This window comes from Nonomuraea monospora, assembly GCF_039531895.1.
Taxonomy (GTDB): Bacteria; Actinomycetota; Actinomycetes; order Streptosporangiales; family Streptosporangiaceae; genus Nonomuraea; species Nonomuraea monospora.
Map to the genome: position 1 here is coordinate 403,964 of NZ_BAAAQX010000002.1, position 25,656 is coordinate 429,619.

General features: G+C 70.5%; 25 protein-coding genes. 9 read left to right on the forward strand and 16 right to left on the reverse strand.

Going from position 1 to position 25,656, the window contains the following annotated elements; all coding sequences use genetic code 11:
- Nucleotides 1-2: 2 nt before the first annotated feature.
- Both rpoD and dnaG read right to left on the reverse strand, forming a co-directional pair.
- Complete coding sequence (gene rpoD / locus ABD331_RS05120; RefSeq protein WP_241563834.1) at nt 3-1,106, reverse strand: RNA polymerase sigma factor RpoD; 1,104 nt, start codon at nt 1,104-1,106, stop codon at nt 3-5.
- 518 nt (nt 1,107-1,624) lie between these two features.
- Complete coding sequence (gene dnaG, locus ABD331_RS05125; RefSeq protein WP_344471081.1) at nt 1,625-3,469, reverse strand: DNA primase; 1,845 nt, start codon at nt 3,467-3,469, stop codon at nt 1,625-1,627.
- A 183-nt stretch (nt 3,470-3,652) separates the two neighbouring features.
- Between dnaG and ABD331_RS05130 the strand changes: the two genes are divergently transcribed.
- Complete coding sequence (locus ABD331_RS05130) at nt 3,653-4,540, forward strand: M23 family metallopeptidase (protein WP_344471083.1); 888 nt, start codon at nt 3,653-3,655, stop codon at nt 4,538-4,540.
- On the opposite strand, the gene ABD331_RS05135 is transcribed toward ABD331_RS05130, so the two are convergent.
- The gene (locus ABD331_RS05135) at nt 4,506-5,663 is read right to left on the reverse strand and encodes an NAD(P)/FAD-dependent oxidoreductase (RefSeq protein ID WP_344471084.1); all 1,158 of its coding nucleotides are present in this window, start codon (nt 5,661-5,663) and stop codon (nt 4,506-4,508) included. The genes ABD331_RS05130 and ABD331_RS05135 overlap by 35 nt on opposite strands.
- A gap of 77 nt (nt 5,664-5,740) precedes the next feature.
- Nucleotides 5,741-6,961, reverse strand: coding sequence for a deoxyguanosinetriphosphate triphosphohydrolase (locus tag ABD331_RS05140; RefSeq protein WP_344471085.1), 1,221 nt, complete (start codon nt 6,959-6,961; stop codon nt 5,741-5,743).
- Nucleotides 6,962-7,041: 80 nt separating this feature from the next.
- On the opposite strand from ABD331_RS05140, the gene ABD331_RS05145 reads away from it, so the two are divergent.
- Nucleotides 7,042-8,541, forward strand: coding sequence for a M48 family metallopeptidase (locus ABD331_RS05145; RefSeq protein WP_344471086.1), 1,500 nt, complete (start codon nt 7,042-7,044; stop codon nt 8,539-8,541).
- On the opposite strand, the gene ABD331_RS05150 is transcribed toward ABD331_RS05145, so the two are convergent.
- On the reverse strand, nt 8,538-9,269 hold the full coding sequence (locus ABD331_RS05150) for a phosphotransferase (RefSeq protein ID WP_344471087.1): 732 nt from the start codon (nt 9,267-9,269) through the stop codon (nt 8,538-8,540). The two genes, ABD331_RS05145 and ABD331_RS05150, sit on opposite strands and share 4 nt — an antisense overlap.
- 124 nt (nt 9,270-9,393) lie before the next feature.
- Here ABD331_RS05150 and ABD331_RS05155 point away from each other — a divergent pair, with 124 nt between their 5' ends.
- The 5 genes from ABD331_RS05155 to ABD331_RS05175 all read left to right on the forward strand — a co-directional run bounded on the left by ABD331_RS05155 (nt 9,394) and on the right by ABD331_RS05175 (nt 13,571).
- Nucleotides 9,394-9,867, forward strand: coding sequence for a DUF6194 family protein (locus ABD331_RS05155; RefSeq protein ID WP_344471088.1), 474 nt, complete (start codon nt 9,394-9,396; stop codon nt 9,865-9,867).
- An 85-nt stretch (nt 9,868-9,952) separates the two neighbouring features.
- Entirely contained in the window at nt 9,953-10,675 is a 723-nt protein-coding gene (locus ABD331_RS05160; RefSeq protein WP_344471089.1) for a methyltransferase domain-containing protein, read from the forward strand.
- A gap of 132 nt (nt 10,676-10,807) precedes the next feature.
- Entirely contained in the window at nt 10,808-12,547 is a 1,740-nt protein-coding gene (locus ABD331_RS05165; protein WP_344471090.1) for a DUF4832 domain-containing protein, read from the forward strand.
- An 80-nt stretch (nt 12,548-12,627) separates the two neighbouring features.
- Nucleotides 12,628-12,942 carry a putative quinol monooxygenase gene (locus ABD331_RS05170; RefSeq protein ID WP_344471091.1) on the forward strand — a complete coding sequence of 105 codons (315 nt, stop codon included), beginning with the start codon at nt 12,628-12,630 and terminating at the stop codon, nt 12,940-12,942.
- 74 nt (nt 12,943-13,016) lie between these two features.
- Nucleotides 13,017-13,571 carry a GNAT family N-acetyltransferase gene (locus ABD331_RS05175; protein ID WP_344471092.1) on the forward strand — a complete coding sequence of 185 codons (555 nt, stop codon included), beginning with the start codon at nt 13,017-13,019 and terminating at the stop codon, nt 13,569-13,571.
- Here the strand turns inward: ABD331_RS05175 and atpE are convergent.
- The gene (gene atpE, locus ABD331_RS05180; RefSeq protein ID WP_148435679.1) at nt 13,549-13,782 is read right to left on the reverse strand and encodes an ATP synthase F0 subunit C; all 234 of its coding nucleotides are present in this window, start codon (nt 13,780-13,782) and stop codon (nt 13,549-13,551) included. The two genes, ABD331_RS05175 and atpE, sit on opposite strands and share 23 nt — an antisense overlap.
- 187 nt (nt 13,783-13,969) lie before the next feature.
- Here atpE and ABD331_RS05185 point away from each other — a divergent pair, with 187 nt between their 5' ends.
- Nucleotides 13,970-14,293: a hypothetical protein gene (locus tag ABD331_RS05185; RefSeq protein WP_344471093.1), complete on the forward strand. Its 324-nt coding sequence runs from the start codon at nt 13,970-13,972 to the stop codon at nt 14,291-14,293.
- Nucleotides 14,294-14,348: 55 nt separating this feature from the next.
- On the opposite strand, the gene ABD331_RS05190 is transcribed toward ABD331_RS05185, so the two are convergent.
- The 3 genes from ABD331_RS05190 to ppdK form a co-directional block, all read right to left on the reverse strand.
- Nucleotides 14,349-14,987: a class I SAM-dependent DNA methyltransferase gene (locus ABD331_RS05190; protein ID WP_344471094.1), complete on the reverse strand. Its 639-nt coding sequence runs from the start codon at nt 14,985-14,987 to the stop codon at nt 14,349-14,351.
- 38 nt (nt 14,988-15,025) lie between these two features.
- The gene (locus ABD331_RS05195) at nt 15,026-15,304 is read right to left on the reverse strand and encodes a hypothetical protein (RefSeq protein ID WP_344471095.1); all 279 of its coding nucleotides are present in this window, start codon (nt 15,302-15,304) and stop codon (nt 15,026-15,028) included.
- Between the two features lie 79 nt (nt 15,305-15,383).
- The gene (gene ppdK, locus ABD331_RS05200; protein ID WP_344471096.1) at nt 15,384-18,020 is read right to left on the reverse strand and encodes a pyruvate, phosphate dikinase; all 2,637 of its coding nucleotides are present in this window, start codon (nt 18,018-18,020) and stop codon (nt 15,384-15,386) included.
- A gap of 229 nt (nt 18,021-18,249) precedes the next feature.
- On the opposite strand from ppdK, the gene ABD331_RS05205 reads away from it, so the two are divergent.
- Nucleotides 18,250-19,602, forward strand: coding sequence for a cytochrome b (locus ABD331_RS05205; protein WP_344471097.1), 1,353 nt, complete (start codon nt 18,250-18,252; stop codon nt 19,600-19,602).
- A 72-nt stretch (nt 19,603-19,674) separates the two neighbouring features.
- Here ABD331_RS05205 and ABD331_RS05210 read toward each other — a convergent pair whose 3' ends face one another.
- From ABD331_RS05210 to ABD331_RS05240, 7 genes are read right to left on the reverse strand one after another with little or no spacing between them, the layout of a single operon-like run.
- A complete protein-coding gene (locus tag ABD331_RS05210) occupies nt 19,675-20,844 on the reverse strand; it encodes a sensor histidine kinase (protein ID WP_344471098.1) in 1,170 nt (389 codons plus the stop codon).
- On the reverse strand, nt 20,841-21,506 hold the full coding sequence (locus tag ABD331_RS05215) for a response regulator transcription factor (RefSeq protein WP_344471099.1): 666 nt from the start codon (nt 21,504-21,506) through the stop codon (nt 20,841-20,843). The genes ABD331_RS05210 and ABD331_RS05215 overlap by 4 nt, the downstream gene beginning before the upstream one ends.
- 10 nt (nt 21,507-21,516) lie before the next feature.
- The gene (locus ABD331_RS05220; protein ID WP_344471100.1) at nt 21,517-22,440 is read right to left on the reverse strand and encodes a S1C family serine protease; all 924 of its coding nucleotides are present in this window, start codon (nt 22,438-22,440) and stop codon (nt 21,517-21,519) included.
- Entirely contained in the window at nt 22,437-23,381 is a 945-nt protein-coding gene (locus ABD331_RS05225) for a VWA domain-containing protein (RefSeq protein WP_344471101.1), read from the reverse strand. The genes ABD331_RS05220 and ABD331_RS05225 overlap by 4 nt, the downstream gene beginning before the upstream one ends.
- The gene (locus ABD331_RS05230) at nt 23,378-24,409 is read right to left on the reverse strand and encodes a DUF58 domain-containing protein (protein WP_344471103.1); all 1,032 of its coding nucleotides are present in this window, start codon (nt 24,407-24,409) and stop codon (nt 23,378-23,380) included. The genes ABD331_RS05225 and ABD331_RS05230 overlap by 4 nt, the downstream gene beginning before the upstream one ends.
- A complete protein-coding gene (locus ABD331_RS05235; RefSeq protein WP_344471104.1) occupies nt 24,406-25,413 on the reverse strand; it encodes an AAA family ATPase in 1,008 nt (335 codons plus the stop codon). The genes ABD331_RS05230 and ABD331_RS05235 overlap by 4 nt, the downstream gene beginning before the upstream one ends.
- Nucleotides 25,410-25,556 (reverse strand): hypothetical protein, encoded by a 147-nt coding sequence (locus tag ABD331_RS05240; protein WP_262379614.1) that lies wholly within the window; start codon nt 25,554-25,556, stop codon nt 25,410-25,412. Before ABD331_RS05240 ends, ABD331_RS05235 begins: the two co-directional genes overlap by 4 nt.
- Between the last annotated feature and the right edge of the window lie 100 nt (nt 25,557-25,656).

A 25,656-nucleotide genomic window follows, 5' to 3' on the forward strand; every position in this document is an offset into this window, starting at 1 on the left:
AGTCAGTCCAGGTAGTCCCGCAACATCTGCGCGCGCGTCGGGTGGCGGAGCTTGGCCAGCGTCTTCGACTCGATCTGGCGAATGCGCTCACGCGTGACGCCGAACTCCCTGCCCACCTCCTCCAGCGTGCGCGGATGCCCGTCGGCCAGGCCGAAGCGGAGCTGGATGATGCGCTGCTCGCGGTCGGACAGCGTGGCCAGGATGTCGTCGAGCTGGTCCTGCAGCATGATGAAGGCGGCGGCCTCCATGGGCACGACAGCGTCGGCGTCCTCGATGAAGTCTCCGAGGTCGGAGTCCTCCTCGCCGATCGGCGACTGCAGCGACACCGGCTCCTGCGCGATGCGCTGGATCTCCACCACCCGGTCCACCGGGAGGTCCATCTCCTTGGCGATCTCCTCAGGGATCGGCTCGCGGCCGAGGTCCTGGTGGAGCTGGCGCTGGACTCTGACGAGCTTGTTGATGGTCTCCACCATGTGAACCGGGATGCGGATGGTCCGCGCCTGGTCGGCGATCGCCCGGGTGATCGCCTGCCTGATCCACCAGGTGGCGTAGGTGGAGAACTTGTAGCCCTTCGTGTAGTCGAACTTCTCGACTGCCCGGATGAGCCCGAGATTGCCCTCCTGGATCAGGTCCAGGAAGAGCATGCCGCGGCCCACGTACCGCTTGGCGATCGACACCACGAGCCTGAGGTTGGCTTCGATCAGCCGCTGTTTGGCCCGGGTGCCTTGCCAGACGAGCTCCCTGAACTCCGGGAAGGCCAGACGCGAGACCCCGTTGGCCAGCTTGTCCTCGGCGAACAGGCCGGCTTCGATCGACTTGGCGAGCTCCACCTCCTCCTCAGCGGTCAGCAGGGGCACTCGGCCGATCTCCCGCAGATAAATACGGACCAGATCGCTGGTCGGCGCCCGCTTGCCTACGTCTTCCTCATCGGCGCGGGTGGACTCCTCGTCGCCCTGGGGCTCGAGGACCTCCACGCCGTTCTCGGCGAGCATGCGTACGACGCGTTCCAGCGCGTCGGACGGCAGCTCGGATCGGTCAAGCGCGGCTGCGACGTCATCGACGGTTACGCTCCCGCGCTCCCTTCCCTTCGCGACGAGGTCCGCCACCTGATCTACGGATGGCGGTCCACTTGGCAGCACCGATGCACCCACGGGAGACAGTCTGCAGTATTGGTTCCATCAAATGGCAGACCCATTTTTGTCACCGAAGGTAAGACGATCGTCTTTGCCGAATTGAGATCGCCAAAAGGTTTAGCAGGAGTTTGATCAGGAAAGTAAAGCCAATTACGCGATCTGCATTCACGCGGCCGGCGGCGCCGATGGGCCGGACGCAACTCTTTCGCTGCCCGGAGGCCGTTGTCCTCGCGCTTTGTCACATCGTGGACCGCGCCAAATCCCTGGTCAACCACCCTGGTTCGGCGCTTGCGATCGCTGCAGAACTGTTACCAACCGAGAGCGATCAAGGGGTGCGGGTGCGGGCGGCCGGCAGGGCTCCCACCTTTACGATCTTGCGGTGGACGCCCGCTCCGCCCGGCCCCGGGCCCAGGCGGTGATCACCGTGCGTGACGGCCCGACAAAACGGCCTTTATCCAGGACTTATGCCCATTACGAATTTATCCGGGCGTTCAACTACTCCCGGCGACGCGGTTGCGCAGCACCCGGCGCTGCTGCTCCAGCGCCACCAGCTCGCCGAACAGCTTGTTGTACTCCTGCTGCTGCTCCACCGGGTTGAGCCGCTGGATACGCGACTTGACCTGCGCGATCGCCCGGTCGAGCGGCATCGCCTCGGCGGCGGTCAGGATGTCGCCCGCGTAGCGCTCCTCGGCGTGCGCGTCCACCTGGATCGCCTCCACCGCGAACCTGGTCACCAGCGCCCGCGCGCCCTCCTCGTGAGCGTGCTGCAACAGGTGGTCGACCCACTCGCGCCCGCCCGCGCCCGCCTGGGCGAGGCCGCCGGCGGTGGTGATGACCCGGTGCAGCAGCATGTGGTCGGGCGCGGTGAACGCCTGCGGGTCGAGCGCGTCGAAGCGGGGCCCGAGCAGGGCGGGGCGCTGCACGGCCAGCTTGAGCAGCTCGCGCTCCACGCGCACGCTCGGATCGACCGGCGCCGCCTTGGGCGCGCGCTGCCGGCGGCCCTGCTGGGCGCCGCCCACCTCGGCGATGCGCTGCATGACGAACCGCTCGTCCATGAAGCCGAGCCAGCGGTCGAGGTCGATGGCGTAGCGCTTGCGCAGCCCCGCGTCCTTGATGCCGGCCACGATCGGCGCGGCGGCGTCGAGGGCCGCGATCTTGCCCTCGTTGCTGCGCAGGTCGTAGCGGGAGATCGTGCTCCTGATCGCGAACTGGAACAGCGGCTCGCGGCTGGCGATCAGGTCGCGCACGGCGGCGTCGCCCTGCTTGATCCGCAGGTCGCACGGGTCGAGGCCGTCGCTCTGCACCGCGACGTAGGTCTGCGTGACGAACTTCTGCTCGTCGGCGAACGCCCGCAGCGCCGCCTTCTGCCCGGCGGCGTCGCCGTCGAAGGTGAAGATCACCTCGCCCCTGAACTCGGCCTGGTCGAGCAGGAACCTGCGCAGGATCTTGATGTGCTCCTCGCCGAAGGAGGTGCCGCAGGTGGCCACGGCGGTCGGCACGCCGGCCAGATGGCAGGCCATCACATCGGTGTATCCCTCGACGATCACGGCCTGCGCGCGCTTGGAGATCTCACGTTTCGCGAGATCGATCCCGTAGAGCACCTGGCTCTTCTTGTAAAGCGGCGTGTCAGGTGTATTCAGGTATTTAGGCCCGTCATCGGAATCGAGCAGCTTCCGTGCGCCAAATCCGATCACATCGCCCGTGGCGTCCCGGATCGGCCAGATCAGCCGCCCGCGGAACCGGTCGATCGGCCCCCGCCTGCCCTCCTTGGCCAGCCCGCCCTTCACCAGCTCATCCGCCGTGAAGCCGCGCCCCATGAGGTGGCGGCTGAGCGCCTCCCACTCGTTGGGCGCGTAGCCCACCCCGAACGTCTCCGCGTCGGCCCGCTCGAACCCGCGCTCCGACAGGAACCGCCGCCCCGCCGACGCGTCGGGCGCCATCAGCCTGCCCGCGTAGAACTCCGCGGCCGCCCGGTGCGCCTCGATCAGCCTGGCCCGCTCGCCGTGGTCGCGCCGGGGCACGTAGCCGCCCTGCTCGTACTGGAGCTGGATGCCGGCCCGCTGCGCCAGCCGCTCGACGGCCTCGCTGAACGACAGGTGCTCGATCTTCTCGACGAACGTGATCACGTCGCCGCCCTCGGAGCAGCCGAAGCAGAAGTACATCCCGCGCTCGGGCGTGACGTTGAACGACGGGCTCTTCTCGTCGTGGAAGGGGCACAACCCCTTGAGGTTGCCGCCTCCCGCGTTACGCAACTGGATGTGCTCGCCGATCACATCGGCGATGGGGGAACGCTCGCGTACGAGCGCGATGTCGACATCACGGATCCGGCCAGCCACGCCGGGAAGTCTATGCCGCCCCGCCGACGGTTCTGCGCCGCGCGGGTGTCCCGGGCCGTCGCGGCGGGGAGGAAGGCGGAGGTTACCTCGTGGCTGCTAAAGGGGGAAACCGGTGATGCGCGGTCTCCGGGTCGGCTACAAAGGTAAAGGTTGTCGGTGGAAACGGTGACACGGGTGGAGATCATGCGATCGGGGCTTGTCGGACGATGGGCGGCCGTCACGGGCGCTGTGCTGTTGACCGGTGCCTGCACCCAGGCCACCGGGCTGGCGGGTGTCGGCGCCACGTCGCCGTCCACCGCCCCGGTGACCGGGACACCCGCCGTGACGGCGACCATCCCGACCCCCGAGCACATGGCGGCCGATCAGCCGCCCGAGGGCGACGAGCCGGTCAAGGTGCCGCCGCCCAAGCTGTCGAAGTACACCTACACCTTCCCGGTGAAGGGCTGTAAGACCACCTACCAGCGCAAGCTGCTCGTGCTGCCCAAGACGACGATCTGGGCGCCGCAGGGCTGCGCGTTCGTGGCGCCCGTCGGCGGCGTGGTGGACGAGGTCAACGTCCAGGACAGGTGGTCGGCGTCCACCGACGCGGGCTCAGCCCGCGAGGGCAGGTTCGTCACGATCGTCGGCGACGACGGCGTGCGCTATCTGGGCGGCCACCTCGACTCGGTGGCCGACGGGATCAAGCCGGGCGCGCGGGTCAAGGGCGGCCAGCTCCTCGGCCGGGTGGGCCGCTCGGGCAACGCCCGCGACACCGGGCCGAACCTCTACTTCGCGATCTCGTGGAAGACCGGCCCGGCCTTCTGGTGGGTCCGCAGGGGCATGGTCAAGCCGTGGGACTACCTCGACGCCTGGCAGAAGGGCAACCGCACGCTGTCGCCCCGTGAGGAGACGCTGAAGCTGCGCGGCAAGCTGGGCGAGACGCCGCAGTGCACCGTGCAGTGCGCGTCCGTCCAACCGCAGTCGGAGCCGCAGGCGAGCAAGACCCCGAAGCCCAAGAAGACCTCGAACAACGACGATGACGACGAGGTCATCATCGTCAACCCGACGACAGCTCCTTTGGGTGGACGGTGACGCCCGACTTGATCAGCTCCTGGATGTCGTCCACGACGTCCCAGACGTTGACGTTCATGCCGGCGATCACGCGGCGGTCGCGCAGCCAGTAGGCGATGAACTCCATGCTCTCGGGGTCGCCGCGGTAGACGACCTCGTCATGGCCCTCGATGTCGCCGGAGAACTCCATGCCCAGCTCGTACTGGTCGGTGTAGAAGTACGGCAGCCGGTCGTAGACGACCTCCTGGCCCAGCATCGACCTGGCCGCGGCCGGGCCGCCGTGCAGGGCGTTGGCCCAGTGCTCGACGCGGACGCGGCGGCCGTACAGGGGGTGGAAGAACTCCGCCACGTCGCCCGCCGCGTACACGTCGGGGTTCGAGGTGCGCAGCGAGGAGTCGGTGAGCACGCCCTGGCCGACGTCCAGCCCGGCGTCCCTGGCCAGCCCGACCTCGGGCGCGGCGCCGATGCCCACGACGACGAGGTCGGCCGTCAGCCGCTCGCCCGAGCTGAGCCGCACGCCCGACTCGGTGATCTCCGCGGCGGCCGTGCCGAAGCGCAGGTTCACGCCCTTGCTGGCGTGCAGGCGGGCGAACAGCGCGCCGAGCTCGGGGCCGAGCGCCCGGTTGAGCGCGGTCGGCTCGGGCTCCACGACGGTGACCTGGCAGCCGGCCGCGCGCGCCGCCGCCGCGGTCTCCAGGCCGATCCACGAGGCGCCGACGATCAGCACGTTCGCGCCCTCGGCGAAGCGGCGCTTGAGCGCCTCGCTGTCGTCAACGGTCCGCAGGTAGTAGGCGGGGCCGGGCAGGCGTCTGGGCACGGCGCCGGTCGCGATGAGCAGCTTGTCGTACGGCTGCCGCGACCCGTCGCCCAGCCTGACCAGGTGATGAGCCGGCTCGATGCGGGTGACCTTGGTGCCGAGGCGCAGATCCACGTCGTTGTCCGCGTACCAGCCGGGCTCGTGGACGAAGATCTTCTCCCGTTCGCCCCTGCCCTGCAGATACTCCTTGGACAGGGGCGGTCTCTCGTAGGGCCGTTCGCTCTCCGCGCCGATCAGCACGATCTCGCCGTCGAATCCCTCCTCGCGCAGCGTCTGCGCTGCCTTCGCTCCGGCCAGTCCGGCGCCGACGATCACATATGTGGCCATGGGCGCAGTATGCGCCCACCGAGGTCATCGGGAAAGCCGGTTGTGCCAGGCGACCTGGCTCGTTGACGAACTCTTGATCAGCGAGAGAGCCTGCGGTGCCAGGCGACCGCCGAGGTGTCGGTGAGCGAGGCGATCTGGTCGATCACCACGCGGACGCGGGCGGCGTCGTTCGCCGCCTCCAGGAACGCGGGCCTGAAGGCGGGCTCCAGCGTGCCCGGCGCGCCGAGCGTGATCAGGGAGGCCAGCTCGGTGATGAGGTCGCGCTGCCTGGCCTGGTTGGCGTTGTGGTCGGCGGTGGTCATCACGTAGTGCGCGGTGACGCCCTTGAGCAGCGCGCACTCCAGCCTCGTGGCGTGCGGCACGACCAGGTCGGCGCGGTGCCGCGAGCCGAACACCTCCTTGGTGGCGGCCTGCGCGGACCGGCAGAAACGGCCGATGAGACCGCTGGTGAGCGCCTTGAGCCCGGCCAGGTCGGCCATGGTGGCCGCGAAGTGGCGCGGCCAGAGCGGGTCGGCGATCAGCTTGGCGAAGACCTCCTCCAGCTCGTTGAGGTCGGCGCCGGGGGCGTACCAGGTGCGGGTGATCCGGCACACCTGGGCGCGCTCCGTCGCCGACTGGAGCGCCTCAGGGGTGACGTGGCCGGAGTGCAGGGCGTCCTCCAGGTCGTGCACGGAGTAGGCGACGTCGTCGGCCCAGTCCATGATCTGCGCCTCGAAGCTCACCCGTCCCTCGGGGGCGCCCTCCCTGATCCACTCGAACACCGGCAGGTCGTCGTCGTACACGCCGAACTTGGGCGACCTGTCGCACGTCCACGGGTACTTGATGGAGGCGTCGAGCGCGGCCCTGGTGAGGTTGAGGCCGGCGCTGCGGCCGTCCTCGGTCAGGACCTTGGCCTCCAGCCGGGTGAGCAGGCGCAGGCTCTGTGCGTTGCCCTCGAAGCCGCCGCACGAGGCCGACAGCGCGTTCAGCGCCACCTCGCCGTTGTGCCCGAAGGGCGGATGCCCCAGGTCGTGCGCCAGGCAGGCGGTCTCCACCAGGTCGGGGTCCACGCCGAGGGTGGCGCCCATCTCCCTGCCCACCTGGGCGCACTCGAGCGAGTGGGTCAGGCGGGTGCGCGGGATGTGCTGGCCGCCGCCGAGCGTGTCGCCCGGGCCCACCACCTGCGTCTTGGCCGCCAGCCTGCGCAGGGCGGCGCTGTGCAGCACCCGGGCCCGGTCCCGCTCGAACGCGGCGCGTTCCGGATTGCCGGGAAGTTCCGGAACCCAACGCTCCTGGTCATGCTCGTCGTAGTACGGCATCAGTGAAGTGATTTTATCCAGTTTCAGGTCTCCGCTAGTGTCAAGCCTCGCGAGAAACCCTTCCCCGGGAGCCCTCCCCCATGACGACAGCGTTCCGAGCAGTGCTGGCCTTTACCCTGCTCGCCGGCTTCTACGTGCTCGTCGGCCTCATCCTGGCCGCCGCCGTCTTCTTCGACGTGCTGCTCCTCGTCGACTTCCACGCCAACACGGTCAAGGTCGCGATCGTGCTCAGCCTCGCGGCGGGCGCGCTCGTCCGCGCCCTCATCATGGTCAGCCGCCGCCGCGGCGGCGAGCAGCCCGGCGTGCCGGTCGGGCGCGAGCACGAGCCGGTGCTGTGGCAGACCGTCGAGGAGCTCTCACAGCGCGTACGCACCGCGCCGCCGGACGAGATCCGCCTGGTCGCGGAGGTGAACGCGGCCGTGTCGGAGGACACCAAGCTCCTGGGGCTACGGGCGACGCGGCGGCGCATGTTCATCGGCCTGCCGCTGCTGCAGACGCTCACCGTGGACGAGATGCGCGCGGTGCTCGGGCACGAACTGGGCCACTACAGCGGCGCCCACACCCGCCTGGGCGCGCCCGTCTACCGGGGTCGCGTCTCGCTCATCGCCACCGTGCAGGGCCTGCACAACCACCCGTTCATCCAGCGCCTGTTCACCTGGTACGCCAAGCTCTACCTGCGGGTCTCGCAGGCCGTCTCCCGGCGTCAGGAGCTGGAGGCCGACCAGCTCGCGGTCGCCATCGGCGGCCGGCAGGCGATGGCCGGCGCGCTCCGCAAGATCCACGCCACCGCCACCGGCTGGGACCTGTACGTCAGCAGCTACCTGTCGCTGACCGGCGCGGGCGGCGCCAGGCCCGCGGCCGTGTTCGGCGGGTTCCACGCGCTCATGAGCGACCCCGAGCGCCAGGCCGAGATCGCCAAGCTGGGCGAGCAGCCCGAGGAGATCTCCCCCTACGACTCCCACCCCAGCCTGACCGACCGCCTGGCCGCCATCGAGCACCTGCCGGAGCCCCAGCACGTCCCCGACCCGCGTTCGGCCCTGACCCTGCTGGTGGACCCCAACGTGGCCGTGCAGGCGGTCGAGCAGTCGATGTGGAGCCCCGAGGCGCTGGCCACGCTGCGGCCCGTCTCGTGGGAGGAGCTGATCTCCCACGGCATGTACGCCGGCCGCAACGCCGACGCCGTGCGCGACCTGGCGATGGCCGGGCAGCAGGTGATGGGGGCGGCGCGGCCGTACCTGGACGCGGCGTTCGAGGCCATCGCGCGCGGCCGGCAGGCCGAGCTGGAGGCCAAGCTGCTGGAGCAGGGCTGGACCCCGTCCCCCACGCTGCTGGCCGGGGTGCTCGGGCAGGCGCTGGAGGCGGTGCTCATCCAGCTCGGCGAGGCCAAGTGGACGCTGTCGTGGTCGGGGCCGGCGCGGCTGCTGTTCGACGACGGGGAGGAGGTCGCCCTGTCGGAGTACGCGGCGCAGGTGGCGGCCAATCCGGCGGCGGTGGCGGGGCTGCGGCAGTGGCTGGGCGATCACGGGATGCGCCACGACTACGTGCCGCTCGACGAGCCCAGCCCGGCCGCCCTCGGTTAGAGGTGGCTTTCCAGGAGGGCCCGGTGTTCGGCGACCCAGTCGTGGGCGGCGCGCACCCGCTCGGCGACGCCGTCCGCGCGTAGCCTGACCGCGTGCGGCAGGCCCGCCCGCGCGTCCGCCTCGATGCCGCGCCGGCAGCGGTCCTGCCACCACAGCACCGCGCCCACCACCTCGCCGCGGTCCGCCAGCCCGTAGCCGTCGCAGATCACCCGCACCCTGCGCGCCGCCTCCCCTGGCTCCGCCCCCGGCGCCAGGCCCGCGTACTGCCAGCAGACGTGGCCCACGTCGTGGACGCGCCTGCCGGGCGCCGCGAGGTCCCAGTCGATGAACGCCACAGGACGCAGCCCCGCGCCGCCGTCCCGGTAGACGGTGTTCTTGGGCGACAGGTCGTTGTGGCAGACGACCTCCGCGTCCCCCGCCAGCGCCGTGCCCGCCGTCACGTCGTGGAACTCACGGACCAGCGCCCCCACCCGCGCCAGGCTCGCGTCCGACGTGACGCCGTCCGGCTGCCTCTCCTCCCACGCCACGTGACCGTCCACGAAGCCGAGGATCTCGCGGCCCCGCTCGTCCAGACCGAGGAAGGGCGGCGCGCCCGCCCAGCCGCGCCGCTCGAACAGGCGCAGCACCTCGTGGACGAACGCGGCCCTCGGGCCTGGGACGCGGCGGACGGTGTCGGCGACACGGACGACGGCGTTCACGAAACCGCCGGGGAGAGGGGTCTCTGACATGTGATCCAGCCTGCCCGACCACTACGCGCTTTGAAGCTTTTCGCGCGTTTGTCTCGTGGTTCGCCGCCTAAGTCTCACTGGGTGGTGCAGTGAGACGATTGAGGGGACTGAAAGGAGCCCTCGAATGACAGAGGACGACATCATCACGTTCGTGAGTGGTCTGCCGGGGACCGTCGTGTTCACCGCCGGGCCCGGCGACGGGGCGCCGGAGGTGGCGTGGGGCGACTCGTTCTTCTTCTACGAGCCGGACGGCCTGGACCGCGTGCCGGCCGACGGCCGCCTGCCGTACGCGACGATCGTCACCAAGGACTACCCGGGCTTCGACACCGCCTCCCGCCTCGACAGGCCCGGGGTCTTCCGGCTGAACGCGGCGGTCGGCCGCGTCGCGTTCGAGCGGCTCGTCGGCTACCCGCCGGCCGCGCACGCCGCGCACCACGCCGCCGTCGACTACACGGTGCCCGACCAGGTCATCCCGCACCCGCTGTACGCCGCCCAGTCGTGGGTGTCCATCGTCAGCCCCGAGGACGGTGAGCGGGCGCGGGCGATCCTGGCCGAGGCGCACGCCCGCGCGGCCCAGCGGCACCGCCCCTCGTCCTGACGGACCAGTTTCCTTCACGGCCTTGCCACACTACGTCTCGCGATCGTACGGTCACCCTTAGCATTCGCCAGCCTAAGGAGGCGCTGTGAGCAGGCACGACGGCGGACCCCAGCGAGGCTCGACGATGCTGCCCCATCTGGCCTGGCGGGTGGAGGCGATGATCGCGGGCATCGCCGAGCGGCGGCAGCCCGCCCCCGGCATGATCGCGCAGGCGATGCGCAAGGTGCCCCGCCACTGGTTCGTGCCCTCCCTGGGGCTGGTGTTGGGCGACGACGGCGTGGCCGCGCCGATCGACCGTGACGTCGATCCGACCGCCTGGTGGGACGCCGTCTACTCCGACCGGCCGATCGCCACCCCGCTCGCCGGCGGCGGCGCCACCTACACCTGCGTCAACCCCTCCCCCAGCTCCGTCGTCGATCTGCTGGAGCTGCTCGACCCGCGGCCTGGGCACCGGGTGCTGGAGATCGGGACGGGCAGCGGGTGGATCACGGCGCTGCTGTGCCGGCTGACGGGCGAGTCGGGGCGGGTGACGTCCGTGGAGGAGAGCGCGGCGGTGGCGGAGGAGGCCTACCGGAACCTGATCGCGGCCGGGGTCCGGCCGCATCTCGTCAGCGGCGACAGCGCGCGCGGGTGTCCGGAGCGGGGGCCGTTCGATCGGGTGCTCGCGCCGGCCACCGCGCCCGAGTCGTGGATCGCGCAGGCCGCGCCGGGGGCGGTCATCGTCTCGGGATGTGACGAGGAGGCGCGACTGGTGGTGGCGGCCGGTCACCATGAGCCCCCCTCTCCCCGGCTGCCAGGGCATTACTGAGGACTCCCTCATTAATGGCGCTCAGCGACCTCTCCTCCGGCCAATATCATCGACACCTCTTGACTTAATTCGCATGGACTCCATGATTAGTCGCAAGTCCGACACTCCCCGCCGGCCTTGCCTAGGAGCCCCATGCGCCAGCTCGTACGCGTCCTCACCCTCCTGACCGCCCTGTGCGCGTCGATCCTCGTCGCCCCGTCCGCGGCCCAGGCCGCCATCACCGGCCAATCGGCCACCGACACCGCCACGACGGTGACGTACCAGCTCACCTACACCGGCAGCCCCGTGTACGCCCGCGTCTACCTCGACACCGACCGCAGCACCGCGACCGGCTTCGCCCAGGCGGGCGTGGGCGCCGACTTCTTACTCGAGAACGCCTCCCTGTACCGCCACAACGGCGGCGGCTGGAGCTGGACGCTCGTGGGGCCGGTGACGTACACGTCGTCGGGCGGCACGGCCAGGTGGACGGTCTCCCGCTCGGCCATCGGCGAGAGCGCCACGCCGAACGACGCCGACCTCGTCTTCCAGGTCGAGTCCCCGCTGGAGACCTCGGCCAAGTACACGCACGTCTACTCGGGCGGCGGCGGAGGGGGCGGCTCCGTCACGTACCCGCCCACGACCGTCGACTTCGCCAACCCCGAGCGCGGCCTCTACCACCACACCGGCGACTGCGACAAGAACGACTTCTCCCTCGCCACCCTCCAGGGCTACCGCACCGGCCAGAACATCTCGCTGGTGATGTGCGTGTTCTACCTAGCCGAGTTCAGGACCACCGCGATCAGCCAGGCCGCGCTCGACCAGTTGCAGCAGCAGCTCGACACCGTGCGCGCGGCGGGGCTGAAGATGGTGCTGCGCTTCGCCTACACCACCTCCACCGACGGCGCCGACGCCGCCAAGGACCGCGTGCTGGCCCACCTCGACCAGCTCAAGCCCTACCTGAACGCCAACCAGGACGTCATCTACCTCATGCAGGCCGGGTTCATCGGGGCGTGGGGCGAGTGGTACTACACCCAGAACTTCGGCAACGCCGGCGTCGTCACCGCCGCCGACTGGGCCAACCGCAAGGCCGTGGTGGACAAACTGCTCAGCGTGCTGCCCTCCACGCGGATGGTGCAGCTCCGTACGCCGAAGTTCAAGCGCACGCTCTACACCACCACCCCGGTCACCTCAGGCCAGGCGTACGGCGGCTCGGCCGTGGCGCGGCTCGGGCACCACAACGACTGCTTCCTGGCCAGCCCGGACGACTACGGCACCTACGAGAACGCGGCCGTGGAGTACCCGTACCTGCAGGCGGAGACGGCGTACGTGGCCATGGGCGGGGAGACCTGTAACCCCAACCCGCCGCGCTCGGACTGCCCGACCGCCAAGGACGAGCTGTCGCGCTTCCACTGGTCGTACCTGAACACCGACTACCACACCGGCGTGCTGGGAAGCTGGAGCACCGGCGGCTGCCTCGCGGAGATCACCCGCAACCTCGGCTACCGCCTCGCCCTGCAGAGCGGCACGTACCCGAGTACCGCCACGCGCGGCGGCGGGCTGCCGGTCAGCATCACGCTGAAGAACGAGGGGTACGCCGCGCCGTTCAACCCGCGCGGCCTGGAACTGGTCCTGCGCAACACCTCGACGTGGGCGGTGCACCGCTTCCCGCTCAGCGCGGACCCGCGCCGGTGGGCGGCCGGGGCCACCAGCACGATCACCCAGACCGTCAGCCTCCCCGCCACCCTCCCGGCAGGGAGCTACGCGCTCCTGCTGAACCTGCCGGACCCGCTGCTGCCGTCCCGGCCGGAGTACTCGATCAGGGTCGCCAACGAGGGCACCTGGGAGCCGTCCACCGGCCTCAACAACCTGCGGCACACCGTCACCGTCAACTGAGCAGGCGTTCGCCTGTGTGACGCACCTCACGACCCGCCGGCTTGAATCTCACATCGATGTGACGTTCTACCTTCGGTGACATGACGACAACGCAAGCGCCCCTCGCCCTGTACGGTTTCCTCCGCCCCCGCCCCGAGCGGGCCGACGAAGTACGGGAAATCCTGCTGTCACTCGTCGAGCCGACCAGGGCCGAGGAGGGAAACCTGGAATATCACATCCACGAACAAGCGGACGGACGTTTCTTCCTTTACGAGGTCTGGCGATCCAAGGAGGACCTCGACCTGCACAACGAGTATCCGCCGCTGCGCGACTTCCTGAACAATGCCGCCGACTATCTCGACGGGGCCCCCGAGGCCTATTTCGACACCATGACGAGCAGCTACCCCGCCCGGTGACCCACGGCGGTGACCCACGGCGGTGACGGAAAACCGTTTGACGCCCCGCCCGCGCCCCCGACACGCTCTGCGACGTGCACATCGAATTCACGCGCTTCTCCCCTGACGACACCGAAGCCCTCGTCGGCTTCCTGACCGGCGAGAACTGGCCCTTCCACGCGGGCGTCCAGGAAGCGCCGGCGATCAGGAAGCGGGCCGCCGAGGGTCTCTACGACGACGAGGAGAGCCGCACGTTCTGGATCGTCGCGGACGGGGAGCGGGCGGGCCTGGTGCGACTGCAGGACCTCACCGACGGCACCCCCATGTTCGACCTGCGCGTACGCGAGGCCTGGCGCGGGCGCGGCCTGGGCACGGCGGCCGTCAAGTGGCTGACCTCCTACCTGTTCACCGAATTCCCCGAAATCAGGCGCATCGAGGGCAATACGCGGCAGGACAACCACCCGATGCGCGCCGTCTTCCGCAAGAGCGGGTATGTCAAGGAGTCGCATTACCGGGAGGCCTGGCCGGCGCCGGACGGCACGGTGCACGACTCGACGGGTTACGCGATACTGCGGCGCGATTGGGAGTCGGGAACGGTGACGGTCCCCGACTGGAATGACGAGACCGTTACGGGATGGCCCGGAAAATGAACGGCGCGACCAGGCCCAGCAGGGCCAGCGCCTCGGTGAGGACGAAGCCCAGCAGCATGTTCTGACGGATCAGGCCGTAGGCCTCGGGCTGGCGGGCGATGGCCTGCACGCCGTTGCCGAAGATGATGCCGACGCCGACGCCGGGGCCTATGGCGGCGAGGCCGTAACCGATGGCGGTGACATTGCCGGATACCGCAGCGAGAACGCTCACGAAGGAGTCCTTTCGAGTGTCAGGTGCAGTGGTTTGTCGCCGTCATCACCATTCCGCCACATGGGGCGTGAGGACGAAATGCCTGGTCGAACGAAAATGACCGTCCTTGCTTGTGGACAAAACGAATGGACAAATGAGGGATTTTAGTGGAGAGAGCGGCATTCGGCCGTGCGGCTCTGTTCGCGCGGTGAGCTTCGGCGGCTATGCGCGCAAGGTGCGCGACCCCGGACTGCCGTACCGGCATCGAATATCGGCGCTGCGTTCGTGCGTGCAGTTGTATCGGCCGCTCGGGTTCCATGCGACGCTGAGTTATCTCGAGTCGAAGGCCGGGAGATTTCGCTCGGATGAGGCGGCGCTGCTTCGTGCGCTGGACATCATCGAGGCCAGCTGCGCCGTTCTCCAGGCTGAGGTCGATGCTTATGCGGTGAGGCGCCGGGAGGCCAAAAGGCAGGGGCGGAGAACGCCGCGTGCGCAAGACGCCAACCCGAATGCATTTCCTCGACGGCGGTAGCGGGCGGCGGGCGCGGCTGTTCCGCGCCGCACCGCCCGCCATTCGATGCCCGGGCCTATGAAGCGCGCATCAACAAACGCCCATGATAGAACCGCTCATTCTCCGTGGGCGCCCGCAACATCCGGCCCACCTCCTCGAACCCTTCCTTACGCACCAAACCGGCCAGCTCGTCGATCGGCCACCGATAGGCGGGCGTGACCTTGTGGTCGAACTCCACCACCGGATCCCCCTCGGACTCGAAGAACCCGAGCAGAAGAAGACCCCCAGGAGCCAGCACCCGGCGGAACTCGGCGAAATACGGCGGCAGTTCCGGCGGCGGGATGTGAATGGTGGAGTACCAGGAGAGCAGCCCGCCCAGCTCACCGTCGGCCACCTTCAGATCGCCCATCGAACCGAGCTCGAACCGCAGGCCGGGGTAGTCCCGGCGGGCGATGGCGAGCAGGGCGGGAGACAGGTCGACGCCGGAGGCGTCCAGTCCGAGGTCGCGCAGGTGCGCCGTCAGGTAGCCCGGCCCGCAGCCGGCCTCGACGACGGGGCGGGGCCCGGCGGTCCTGACGAGTTCGGCGAAGGCGTCGATCAGCGCGCGGTCCAGCGGGAGGCTGTCGAGCGAGTCGCGGGTGAGGTCGGCGTAGAGGTCGGCGACGGCGTCGTAGGCGTCCGCGGTCGCGGTCAGATAGGAGGAGGATTCGGCCACGGCGGACGACTGTAGACCATCTGGCGGCGAAAGTGGCGTCAATCCATGCCTGTGTCGTCGAGCAGGTGCGGCAGGCCGGACAGGACGCGCAGGCAGGCGTCGATCTCGGCCTCGGTCAGGTCGCCGCCGATCTGGCGGAGCACCGTCCGTTCGCGCTCGATGCCGCCGCCGATCTGGCGCAGCACCGTCCGTTCGCGTTCGATGCCGGCGCCGATGGCGCGCTCGCCCGCTTCCGTCAGCCGGATGAGGGAGGAGCGCTTGTGCGCGGGGTCGGGCGCGAACCCGACCAGCCCGCGCTCGGCCGCGTCGTTCGTCATGCGCTGGACGAAGCGGTGCGACGAAGCGGCGGGACGAAGGGCCCGTCCCCCGGGGCGCGTGCCCCGGGGGACGAAGGGCTCAGCGGGTGTCGGAGTCGGACTGGGTGAGGGCCGCGCGGCCGGCCTCCAGCCGCGCCACCGGGATCCGGAACGGCGAGCAGGAGACGTAGTCGAGCCCCACCTCGTGGCAGAAGTGCACCGAGTCGGGGTCGCCGCCGTGCTCGCCGCAGATGCCGAGGTGCAGGTCGGGCCGGGCGGCCCGGCCTTCGCGGACGGCGATCTCGATGAGGCGGCCGACGCCCTCCCTGTCGATGGTCTCGAACGGGGAGACGCCGAAGATGCCGAGGTCGAGGTAGCGGGAGAAGAAGGCGGCCTCGACGTCGTCGCGGGAGAAGCCCCAGGCCATCTGGGTGAGGTCGTTGGTGCCGAAGGAGAAGAACTCGGCGGCCTCGGCGATCTGGCCGGCGGTGAGGGCCGCGCGGGGGACTTCGATCATGGTGCCGACGAGGGCTTCGACGCCGGTCGAGGCGAGGATCCTGACGGCCTCCTCGCGTACGGACTCCAGCTCCTGTACGGCGGCCACCAGCGGGATCATGATCTCGGGACGGGCGCCGGGCACTTCGGCGGCGGCCTGGGCGATGGCGCGGACCTGCATGTCGAACAGGCCGGGGATGACCAGGCCGAGGCGGACGCCGCGCAGGCCGAGCATGGGGTTCTGCTCGTGCAGGCGCTTGACGGCCGACAGGAGCTTGCGGTCCTTGTCGGTGGCCTCGCCGGTGGCGGCCTTGACCGACAGGTCGACGATGTCGGGCAGGAACTCGTGCAGGGGCGGGTCGATGAGCCGGATGGTGACGGGGGCGCCGTCCATGGCCTGGAATATGCCGATGAAGTCGGACTTCTGGAGGGGCTCCAGGGCGTCCAGGGCCGTCTGGCGTTCGTCGTCCGTGGAGGCGAGCACCAGGTCCTCCACGAGCTGGCGGCGCTCGCCGAGGAACATGTGCTCGGTGCGGCACAGCCCGATGCCCTGCGCGCCGAAGCGGCGGGCGCGGGCGGCGTCCTCGGGGGTGTCGGCGTTGGCGCGCACGCCGAGGCGGCGGGCGGCGTCCGCGTGGCTCATGATCCGGTCGACGGCCTTGACGAGGTCGTCCTCCGGCTCGGTGACGCCTTCGAAGTACTCGACGACGGCGGAGTCCACGACGGGCACCTCGCCGAGGAAGACCTCGCCGGTGGTGCCGTCGATGGAGATGACCTCGCCTTCGGAGACCGTCACGCCGCCGGGGGCGACGAAGCGCCGCTCGGCCGTGAGGACCTCCAGCTCCTCGGCGCCGCACACGCACGTCTTGCCCATGCCGCGGGCGACCACGGCGGCGTGTGAGGTCTTGCCGCCGCGGCTGGTCAGGATGCCCTTGGCGGCGATCATGCCGGCCAGGTCGTCGGGGTTGGTCTCGCGGCGGACGAGGATGACGTCCTCGCCCTGCTCCGCCAGCTCCACGGCGCGCTCGGAGGAGAAGACGGCCTTGCCGACGGCGGCGCCCGGCGAGGCGTTCATGCCCTTGGCGATCTTCTTCTTCTCGGCGCCGCCGTCGAAGCGGGGGAACATGAGCTGGGCGAGCTGGTCGCCGGTGACGCGGGTGACGGCCTCGTCCATGGTGATGAGGCCCTGGTCGACGAGCTGGGTGGCGATGCAGAAGGCCGCCGCCGGGGTGCGCTTGCCGACGCGCGTCTGCAGCATCCACAGCTTGCCGCGCTCGATGGTGAACTCGATGTCGCACAGGTCCCTGTAGTGGTTCTCCAGGGTCTCCATGATGCCGACGAGCTGGTCGTAGGACGGCTTGTCGAGATGTTCGAGGTCTTGCAGGGGGATGGTGTTGCGGATGCCCGCCACCACGTCCTCGCCCTGCGCGTTCTGCAGGTAGTCGCCGTAGATGCCCTGCTGGCCCGAGCCGGGGTCGCGGGTGAAGGCCACGCCGGTGCCTGAGTCGTTGCCGTAGTTGCCGAAGACCATGGCCATGATGTTCACGGCGGTGCCGAGGTCGGCGGGGATGCGCTCCTGACGCCGGTAGAGGATGGCGCGCGGGGCGTTCCACGAGTCGAAGACGGCCATGACGGCCAGGCGCATCTGCTCGCGCGGGTCGGCGGGGAAGTCCTTGCCGGTCTGCTCGCGCACGATGCCCTTGTACGTCTCCACGAGCTGCTGCAGCTCGCCCGAGTCGAGATCGGTGTCCTGGCGGCGGCCCTTGAGGTCGTCGAGCGCGCGCTCGAACAGGTCGCCGTCGATGTCGAGCACGGTCTTGCCGAACATCTGGATGAGCCTGCGGTAGGAGTCCCAGGCGAAACGGTCGTTGCCGCCCGACTGCTTGGCCAGGCCGTGCACCGACTCGTCGTTGAGCCCGATGTTGAGAACGGTCTCCATCATGCCCGGCATGGAGAACTTCGCCCCCGAGCGCACGCTCACGAGCAGCGGGTCGTCGGCCTGCCCGAGCTTCCTGCCCATCTTCGTTTCCAGGGCCGTCAGCTGCTGGGCGACCTCGCGGTCCAGCCCGCTCGGCACGGAGCCTTCCGCCAGGTAGTGGCGGCACGCCTCGGTGGTGATCGTGAATCCATGCGGAACAGGCAGCCCGAGATTGGTCATTTCGGCGAGGTTGGCACCCTTACCGCCAAGAAGATCCTTGAGATTCCTGTTGCCCTCGGTGAAGTCGTAAACGTACTTGGCCACCACAGCTCCTTCGAACGCCTCTGCCCCGGACTCTACCGGCGGAATTGATGATGAAACTGCACTCCTCGTATAAGTCGGCATTTGTGCTGGTCAAAGCCTCATGAGAGGTCTAATCCAATTATACGACCCATGTGTCGAAAATTGGATTAGACCAATTGGTTTACACCAATTCTTGAGAATGGCGGGAGGTAGGTGCACAATCGGATCACACCCTCGCCAGGAGGCGCCCATGGCCACTCCTACCAAGCCCAAGCGGCAGCCCAGAATCATCGTCGGCTCCGCCAAGGCCGCCGTCGGTTCCGCGACGTGGCTCGACGACCGGCTGCCGTTCGGACGCTGGCTGCGGCCCCAGCTCCGCAAGCTCTTCCCCAGCCACTGGTCGTTCCTGCTGGGTGAGCTGGCGCTGTACTCGTTCGTGCTGCTCGTGCTCACCGGGACGTTCCTGACGCTGTTCTACAAGCCGAACCCGGACGTGGCGTACGAGTCGGTCGTCGAGCTCAGCCTCGAGGTGCGCGGCGGGCTGCTGGTGCGGCAACTGCACCACTGGTCGGCGATGGTGTTCGTGCTCTCGATCGTGGCCCACATGTGCCGGGTCTTCTTCACCGGCGCGTTCAGGCGGCCCAGGGAGCTGACCTGGATGCTGGGCGTGCTGCTGTTCGCGCTGGCGCTGTTCGAGGCGTTCCTGGGCTTCACGCTGACCGCCGACCAGCTCGCCATGGCGGGGCTGCGGCAGGCGCAGGGGGTGCTGCTGTCGGTGCCGCTGATCGGCACGTACCTGTCGGCGTTCACGTTCGACGGCGAGTTCCCCGGCCAGGTGCTGCCGCGCCTGTTCGCCCTGCACGTGCTGCTGGTGCCCGGCATCCTGCTGGCCGTGGTGCCGCTGCACGGCCTCATCCTCACCTGGCGGCAGAAGCACACCGAGCGCCGCGCCACGGCCGTCAGCGAGCGCGAGGTGTCCGGCGGGCCGTTCTTCCCGTACTTCGCGGTCAAGAACGGGGCCACCGCGCTGTTCACGATCGGCTTCATCGCGTTGCTGGCCACGTTCGTACGGGTCAACCCGGTGTGGGAGCACGGGGCGTACCAGCCGGGCGTGCAGCCGCCGTCGGCGCAGCCGTTCTGGTACTTCGGGGTGCTCGACGGGGCGCAGCGGCTGGTGCCCGCGTGGGAGATCGCCGTCGGCGGGTTCGTGCTGCAGCCCGGGCTGTGGATCCCGCCACTGATCCTGCTGGGCTTCTTCGGCGTGCTGTTCCTGTGGCCGTTCATCGAGCGGCGCTACAGCGGGGACCGTGAGATCCACCACCTGCTGGACCGGCCGTCGCAAGCCCCGGTGCGGACGGCGCTGGGGGTCGCGGTGATCACGTTCTTCGTGACGCTGTGGGCGGGCACGTGGGTGTCGGTGGCGCCGCCCGCCATGCACTCCGCGCCGGGGCTGCCGCCGCCACCGGCCGCGCCGCCGGCGCTGCTCACCATGCCGGCGGACGCCTACGGGGTGGTCGTCACCGTGCTGCGGGTGGCCGTCTTCGTCCTGCCCGTCGTGGCCTTCCTCGCCACGCGCGCCATCTGCCGGAGGCACTCGGCGTAGGCGGCCCTCCTCACCACGCGGGCGGTCAGCGTCGGCGGCTCTCCGCGCCACGAGGGCCGTCTGACGCGGCGCTCAGCGTAGGGGGTTGTCCTCGGGCGGGCTGCCCGCCGCGCCCTCGCGGGGCGGCAGCCACAGCACGAACGTCGCCCCCTCCCCAAGCCGCGAGAACACCGCCACGCGCCCCCCGTGCGACTCCACGATCTGCCGTACGATCGCCAGCCCCAGCCCGGTGTGCCGGTCCCTGCGGCTCGCCTCGCCGCGCCAGAACCGGTCGAACACCCGCGCCTGGTCCGACTCCCGCAGCCCGGGCCCGTCGTCGCGGACCGCCGCCCACAGCCAGCCGCCCGTCCGGCCCGCCCCGGCCCTGATCAGGCCGCCGGACGGCGACAGACGCACGGCGTTGGACAGCAGGTTGGCCACGGCGCGGCGCAGCGCGTCGGCGTCGCCCGCCGCGTCCAGCCCGGCCTCCAGCTCACGGGTGATCACGATGTCCCGCTCGGCGGCCGGGGTGGCGTACTCCTCGCACGCCTCCCCCACCACCCTGGCCAGGTCGAGGTCGGCGTCGGCGAACGCGGCGCCCTGCCGCCTGGCCGTGGCCAGCAGGTCCTCCACGAGCCTGGTCATCCGGGTCGTCGCCCGGTCCACGATGGCCACGGCCCTGGCCCGCTCCTCCTCGCTGGCGTCGGGGGCGGCCAGGACGGCGTCCACGTTGGCCCTGATGATGGTCAGCGGGCTGCGCAGCTCGTGCGAGGCGTCGTCGATGAGCTGCCGCTGCGCGCTGAACGCCTCCTCCAGCCGGGCGAGCATGGTGTCGATGGTGTCGGCCAGGTCCTTCAGCTCGTCGCGCGGGCCGTGCAGCTTGATGCGCCGCTTCAGGTCGGTGGCCTGGATCTCCTCCGTCGTACGGGTGATCGACCGGACGGGCCGCAGCACCCGTCCCGACAGCACCCAGCCGATGCCCAGGCTCGCCACGTACAGGACGGCCAGCGTGAGCAGCGAGAAGTCGCGCAGCGTGCTCATCGTCCTGACGTTGACCGCGTTCTCGACCTCCTCCACGAAGACCACCTCGCGCTTGCCGAGGTACTGGTCGCCGCTGTAGGTCTTGGCGTACTCGGTCGTGATCGGGCGCTGCTCGGTGGTCTTGGACACGGCGAAGTAGATGCCGCCGAGCACCAGCGTGGCCAGCACGAACAGCAGCCCCGAGTACAGGACGGTGATCCGGAAGCGGATGGTGTGGATCACGTCGGCTCCTTCAGCCGGTAGCCGCGGCTGATCACGGTCTCGATCAGGCCGTCCTCCTGCAGCTTGCGGCGCAGGTTGCCGACCGTGACGCGGACGGTGCTGGTGAACGGGTCCGCGTGCTCGTCCCAGACGTGTTCGAGCAGCTCCTCCGTGGACACGACGTGGCCGGGCCTGGTCATCAGGTAGTGCAGCACGCCGTACTCCTTGGGGGTGAGCGCCAGCGACCTGCCGTCCAGCGACACCTCCAGCCGCGCGGTGTCGATCCGCAGGCCGCCCACCTCCAGCACGGACGTGCCGCCGCCCGCCTCCCTGCGCAGCAGGGCTCGCACCCTGGCCAGCAGCTCGGGGAAGGCGAACGGCTTGACCAGGTAGTCGTCCGCGCCCTCGTCCAGGCCGCGGACGCGGTCGTCCAGCCGGTCGCGGGCGGTCACCATGATGATCCGTACGCCCTGGCCCGCCGCGCGCACGGCCCGGCAGAGCTGGAAGCCGTCGCCGCCCGGCAGGTTCAGGTCGAGCAGGACCAGGTCGTAGGTGTTGACCTGCAACTTCTCGTGCGCGGAGGGAGCGTCGTAGGAGACGTCCACCGCGTAGCCCGCCCGGACCAGGCCGACGCGCAGCGCGTCGACCAGGTCCTCCTCGTCCTCAACCACAAGCAGCCGCATGCCCTGGACCCTAGTTTCGGATGATGCGTTCCGCGATGGGCGCGGCTCTGTCGATGGGGATGGCGAAACCGATGCCGATGTTCCCGCCTCCCCTGGACGCCGCGATCGCGGTGTTCACGCCGACTACCTCGCCTCTGGCGTTGACCAGCGGGCCGCCGGAGTTGCCCGGGTTGATGGAGGCGTCGGTCTGGACGGCCGTGCGCCGGGAGCCGCCCAGCCGCACCTCCCTGTCCAGGGCGCTGACGATGCCTGAGGTGACCGTCCCGGACAGGCCCAGCGGCGAGCCGATGGCCAGCACCTGGTCGCCGACGGACAGGTCCGCGGAGCGGCCGAGCGTGGCGGGCGTCAGCTCGCGCGGGTAGTCCACCTCCAGCACGGCCAGGTCCTCGTCGTCGTCCGCGCCCGCGACGCGGGCGGTCAGCCTGCTGCCGTCGTGCAGCACCACGGTCACCGTGCTGCTGCCGCTGACGACGTGCGCGTTGGTGAGGATGTGCCCGCGGTCGTCGATGACGAAGCCGGAGCCGCCCGAGCTGCGCGTCTCCACGGAGACCACGCTGGGCAGCACGCGGGCCGCCGTCGCGCTCAGCCCGGCCAGGCTCGCCGACGGCGCGGGCGCCACCCTCGGCAGGGCGGCGGCGGGGGCCGGCTCGGTCCCTTCGAGGAGCCGTGCCCCCGCCGCCCCCGCCACGCCCGCCGCCGCCCCGGTGAGCGCCGCGACGAGCGCGGCGGTCACCAGGATGCGACCGCCCCTGGGTGGCGGCGGCGTGACGGGAGTCCGCGGTACGGGGTGGTGGTGCTGCGGCGGCCCAATCAGCGGCGGCCCGATCAGCGGCGGCGCGGCACCCTGAGGCGCGGCACTGTGAGGCGCCTCCTCGCGCCCGCCCATCGGCACCGTGCGGAACTCCGGCCCGCGCGGGCTGCCCAGCCCCCTCACGGGAGCCTCGAGAACCACAACATCGACGTCGCCGCCGCGATCAGCGCGAAGATCAGCCCCGCCCCCACGAACCACTGCCAGACCTCCTGCCGCTCGGTGCGGTAGCCGACCGACGTGCCGATGTCCTCGTAGACCGCCTGCAGCTCGTCGCCGCTGGCCGCCTCGTAGAAGCCGCCGCCCGCCGACTCGGCCAGGCCGCGCAGCGCGGGCCCGTCCACCGGCACCTGCACCTCGCGGCCCGACAGGCTGATGGTGCCGTCCGGCGTGCCGTAGGCGATGGTGGTGACCGGGACGCCGCGCGAGGACGCCTCGGCCGCCGCGTCGGTCACCGTGCGGCCGGTCGTGTTGGAGCCGTCGGACAGCAGCACGATGTGCGCGGGAGGCGCCTCCTCCTCCGAGTCGAGCGCGGCGATGGCCTCCAGCGAGGAGAAGACGGCCTCGCCGATGGCGGTGCCCGAGTCCATGCCGAGCCGGTCGAGCGCGCTCATCACCGCCGGCCGGTCCGTGGTGGGCGGCACGGCGACGGACGCGGCGGACGAGAACGACACCAGGCCCAGGTTGAACCGCTCGGGCAGCCCCTGGACGAACTGCCTGGCCGCCTGCTTGGCCGCCTCGAACCGGTTCGGCGACACGTCGGTGGCGCCCATGGACGCCGACACGTCGAACGCCACCATGATCGTCGCCCGTTCGCGCGGCACCCGCACCTCGGCCGTCGGGCGGGCGAACCCCACCACGAGCAGGGCGAACATGAGCAGCAGCGCCGCCGCGGGCACGTGCCTGCGCCATCCCGGCCGCCTCGGCGCGACCTTGTCGAGCAGGTCGAGGTTGGTGAAGCGGACGGCGTAGGCGGTTCTGGAGCGCAGCGCCATGACGACGTAGGTGAGCGCGAGCAGGGCCACCGGGATGAGCAGCAGCAGCCAGACGGGCGCGATGAGGGTCACGCCACGTCACCTCCTCCCGTGGGTGGATGGGCAGGTGGATGGGCAGGTGGATGCGCCGGCGGGCTCGCAGGCGGACGCGCGGGTGGATGCGCGGGTGGATGCGCGGGTGGATGCGCGGGCGGGCTGGCCGCCAGGGTGGCCAGGCGGCGCTGGCGCATGACGTGCTTGACCAGGTCGCGCACCCAGTCCCGGTCGGTACGCAGCCGCAGATGGGTGGCCCCGGCCCGGCGCAGCGCCCGCCCGATGGCGTCCCGCTGCTCAGAAGCGGCCTCGGCGTACCGGCGGCGCAGCCGGGCGTTGCCGGTGGCGACCTCGCGCCGCCGCCCCGTCTCCGGGTCGACCAGCGTCAGGATCCCCACGTCGGGCAGGGTCAGCTCGCGCGGGTCGAGCACCTCCACGGCCAGCACCTGGTGCCGGGCGGTGAGCCGGCGCAGCGGCGGCTCCCAGGTCTCGGGGGAGTCGAGGAAGTCCGACACGACCACGACCAGGCCGCGGCGCCGTACCACCCGGCCGAGTTGCTCGGCCGCCACGCCGAGCAGCGGCTCGGCCACCCCTGGCGGGGTGCGGGGCAGCGCGAACGCCGCCTGGAGCAGCGCCATCAGGTGCGGCCGGCCCGTCCTGGCGGGCAGCGTCCTGACGCCGCCGCCGTGCAGCAGGTGGGCGCCGATGCGGTTGCCCGTCCGCTGGGTGAGGAAGCCGGCCGCGGCCAGGGCGGACAGGGCCAGCTCCCGCTTCTCCATCGCCGCGGTCCCGAAGTCCATGCTGGCGGTGGCGTCGAGCAGCGCCCAGATCTCCAGCTCCCGGTCGGCGACGAGGTCGCGGACGTGCGGCTCGTTCGTGCGGGCGGTGACGTTCCAGTCCATCCGCCGCACGTCGTCGCCCGGCTGGTACGGCCTGGACTCCGCCGGTTCGCTGCCCGGACCTGGCACCAGGCCGAGGTGTTCGCCCTGGAGCAGCCCATCCAGCCTCCTGGTGATGGTCAGTTCGAGCCTGCGCAGCGCGGGCTCGGCGATCAGGTACGGCTTCATGCCACCGCGTCCTGCCGGGTGTCGTAGGGCTGGGTCTCCTGGCTGGGGGCGATGACGGGCAGCGGCACGGCCGCCAGCACCCGGTCCACGATCTGGCGCGGCATCACCCCGTCGGCCAGCGCGTCGAAGGACAGCACCAGCCGGTGTGCCATGACGTCGTGCGCCAGGTCCCGTACGTCCTCGGGCAGCACGTAGTCGCGCCCCCGCAGCAGCGCCAGCGCCCGGCCGGCCGCCAGCAGGCCGAGCGTCGCCCTGGGGCTGGCGCCGAACGCCAGCAGCCGCCCGACGTCGGGCACCCCGTACCGGTCGGGGTCGCGGGTGGCGTAGACGAGGCGGACGGCGTACTCGGCGACCGCGTGGTGCACGAAGACCTCCTGGGCCCTGCGTTGCAGCGCGACCACCCGCGCCGGGTCGAGGACGCCCTGCGGCGACGGCGGGTCGACGCTCATCCGGTAGACGATCGCCAGCTCCTCCGATTCGCTGGGATAGTCGACGTCGATCTTCATGAGGAAGCGGTCGCGCTGCGCCTCGGGCAGGTGGTAGACGCCTTCCGACTCGATCGGGTTCTGGGTGGCCAGCACCAGGAACGGCCTGGGCACCTCGTAGGTGACGCCGCCGATGCTGACCTGGCGCTCGGCCATGATCTCCAGCAGCGCCGACTGCACCTTCGCGGGCGCCCTGTTGATCTCGTCGGCGAGCAGCAGGTTCACCATGACGGGCCCGAGCTCGACGTCGAACGACTCGGTGGAGGGCCGGTAGATCCTGGTGCCGACGATGTCGGACGGCACCAGGTCGGGCGTGAACTGGATGCGGGCGAACGTCCCCCCGACCACCTTGGCGGTGGTCTCGGCGGCCAGCGTCTTGGCGATGCCGGGGACTCCTTCGAGCAGGCAGTGCCCCTTGGCGAGCACCGCCACGAGCAGCCGCTCGACCATGTGGTCCTGTCCGACGATCACCCTTTTGACCTCGAACAGGGCCCGTTCGAGCAGTGCGGGGTCGGTCACGGCTGCACGCTCCCGTGGTGGCAGTCGTCCACGACGACGCGCAGCTCCAGAGCGGTCGGCTCCGGGTCGGCGAACGCGGCGCTCGCGGTCATGAGCAGCCCGCCGGCGGCGAGCAACACAAGAGCGAAACGTGATGTACGCATGAATTCCTCGTCCCTCGTATCGGCTTGCTACGCACTTCATCAAGTCACCGCGAAAACCCGCGTAACCGCCGCCTTTACACGGTTTTTCGGTGGATGGGGT

Coding starts and splice junctions, on each gene's coding strand:
- ABD331_RS05165 (WP_344471090.1), top strand. CDS start 10,808: ATGCGCCAGCTCGTACGCGTCCTCACCCTCCTGACCGCCCTGTGCGCG.
- ABD331_RS05140 (WP_344471085.1), bottom strand. CDS start 6,961: ATGCCGTACTACGACGAGCATGACCAGGAGCGTTGGGTTCCGGAACTT.
- ABD331_RS05130 (WP_344471083.1), top strand. CDS start 3,653: ATGCGATCGGGGCTTGTCGGACGATGGGCGGCCGTCACGGGCGCTGTG.
- ABD331_RS05145 (WP_344471086.1), top strand. CDS start 7,042: ATGACGACAGCGTTCCGAGCAGTGCTGGCCTTTACCCTGCTCGCCGGC.
- ABD331_RS05205 (WP_344471097.1), top strand. CDS start 18,250: ATGGCCACTCCTACCAAGCCCAAGCGGCAGCCCAGAATCATCGTCGGC.
- ABD331_RS05215 (WP_344471099.1), bottom strand. CDS start 21,506: ATGCGGCTGCTTGTGGTTGAGGACGAGGAGGACCTGGTCGACGCGCTG.
- ABD331_RS05155 (WP_344471088.1), top strand. CDS start 9,394: ATGACAGAGGACGACATCATCACGTTCGTGAGTGGTCTGCCGGGGACC.
- ABD331_RS05230 (WP_344471103.1), bottom strand. CDS start 24,409: ATGAAGCCGTACCTGATCGCCGAGCCCGCGCTGCGCAGGCTCGAACTG.
- ABD331_RS05170 (WP_344471091.1), top strand. CDS start 12,628: ATGACGACAACGCAAGCGCCCCTCGCCCTGTACGGTTTCCTCCGCCCC.
- ABD331_RS05240 (WP_262379614.1), bottom strand. CDS start 25,556: ATGCGTACATCACGTTTCGCTCTTGTGTTGCTCGCCGCCGGCGGGCTG.
- ABD331_RS05195 (WP_344471095.1), bottom strand. CDS start 15,304: ATGACGAACGACGCGGCCGAGCGCGGGCTGGTCGGGTTCGCGCCCGAC.
- ABD331_RS05150 (WP_344471087.1), bottom strand. CDS start 9,269: ATGTCAGAGACCCCTCTCCCCGGCGGTTTCGTGAACGCCGTCGTCCGT.
- ABD331_RS05135 (WP_344471084.1), bottom strand. CDS start 5,663: ATGGCCACATATGTGATCGTCGGCGCCGGACTGGCCGGAGCGAAGGCA.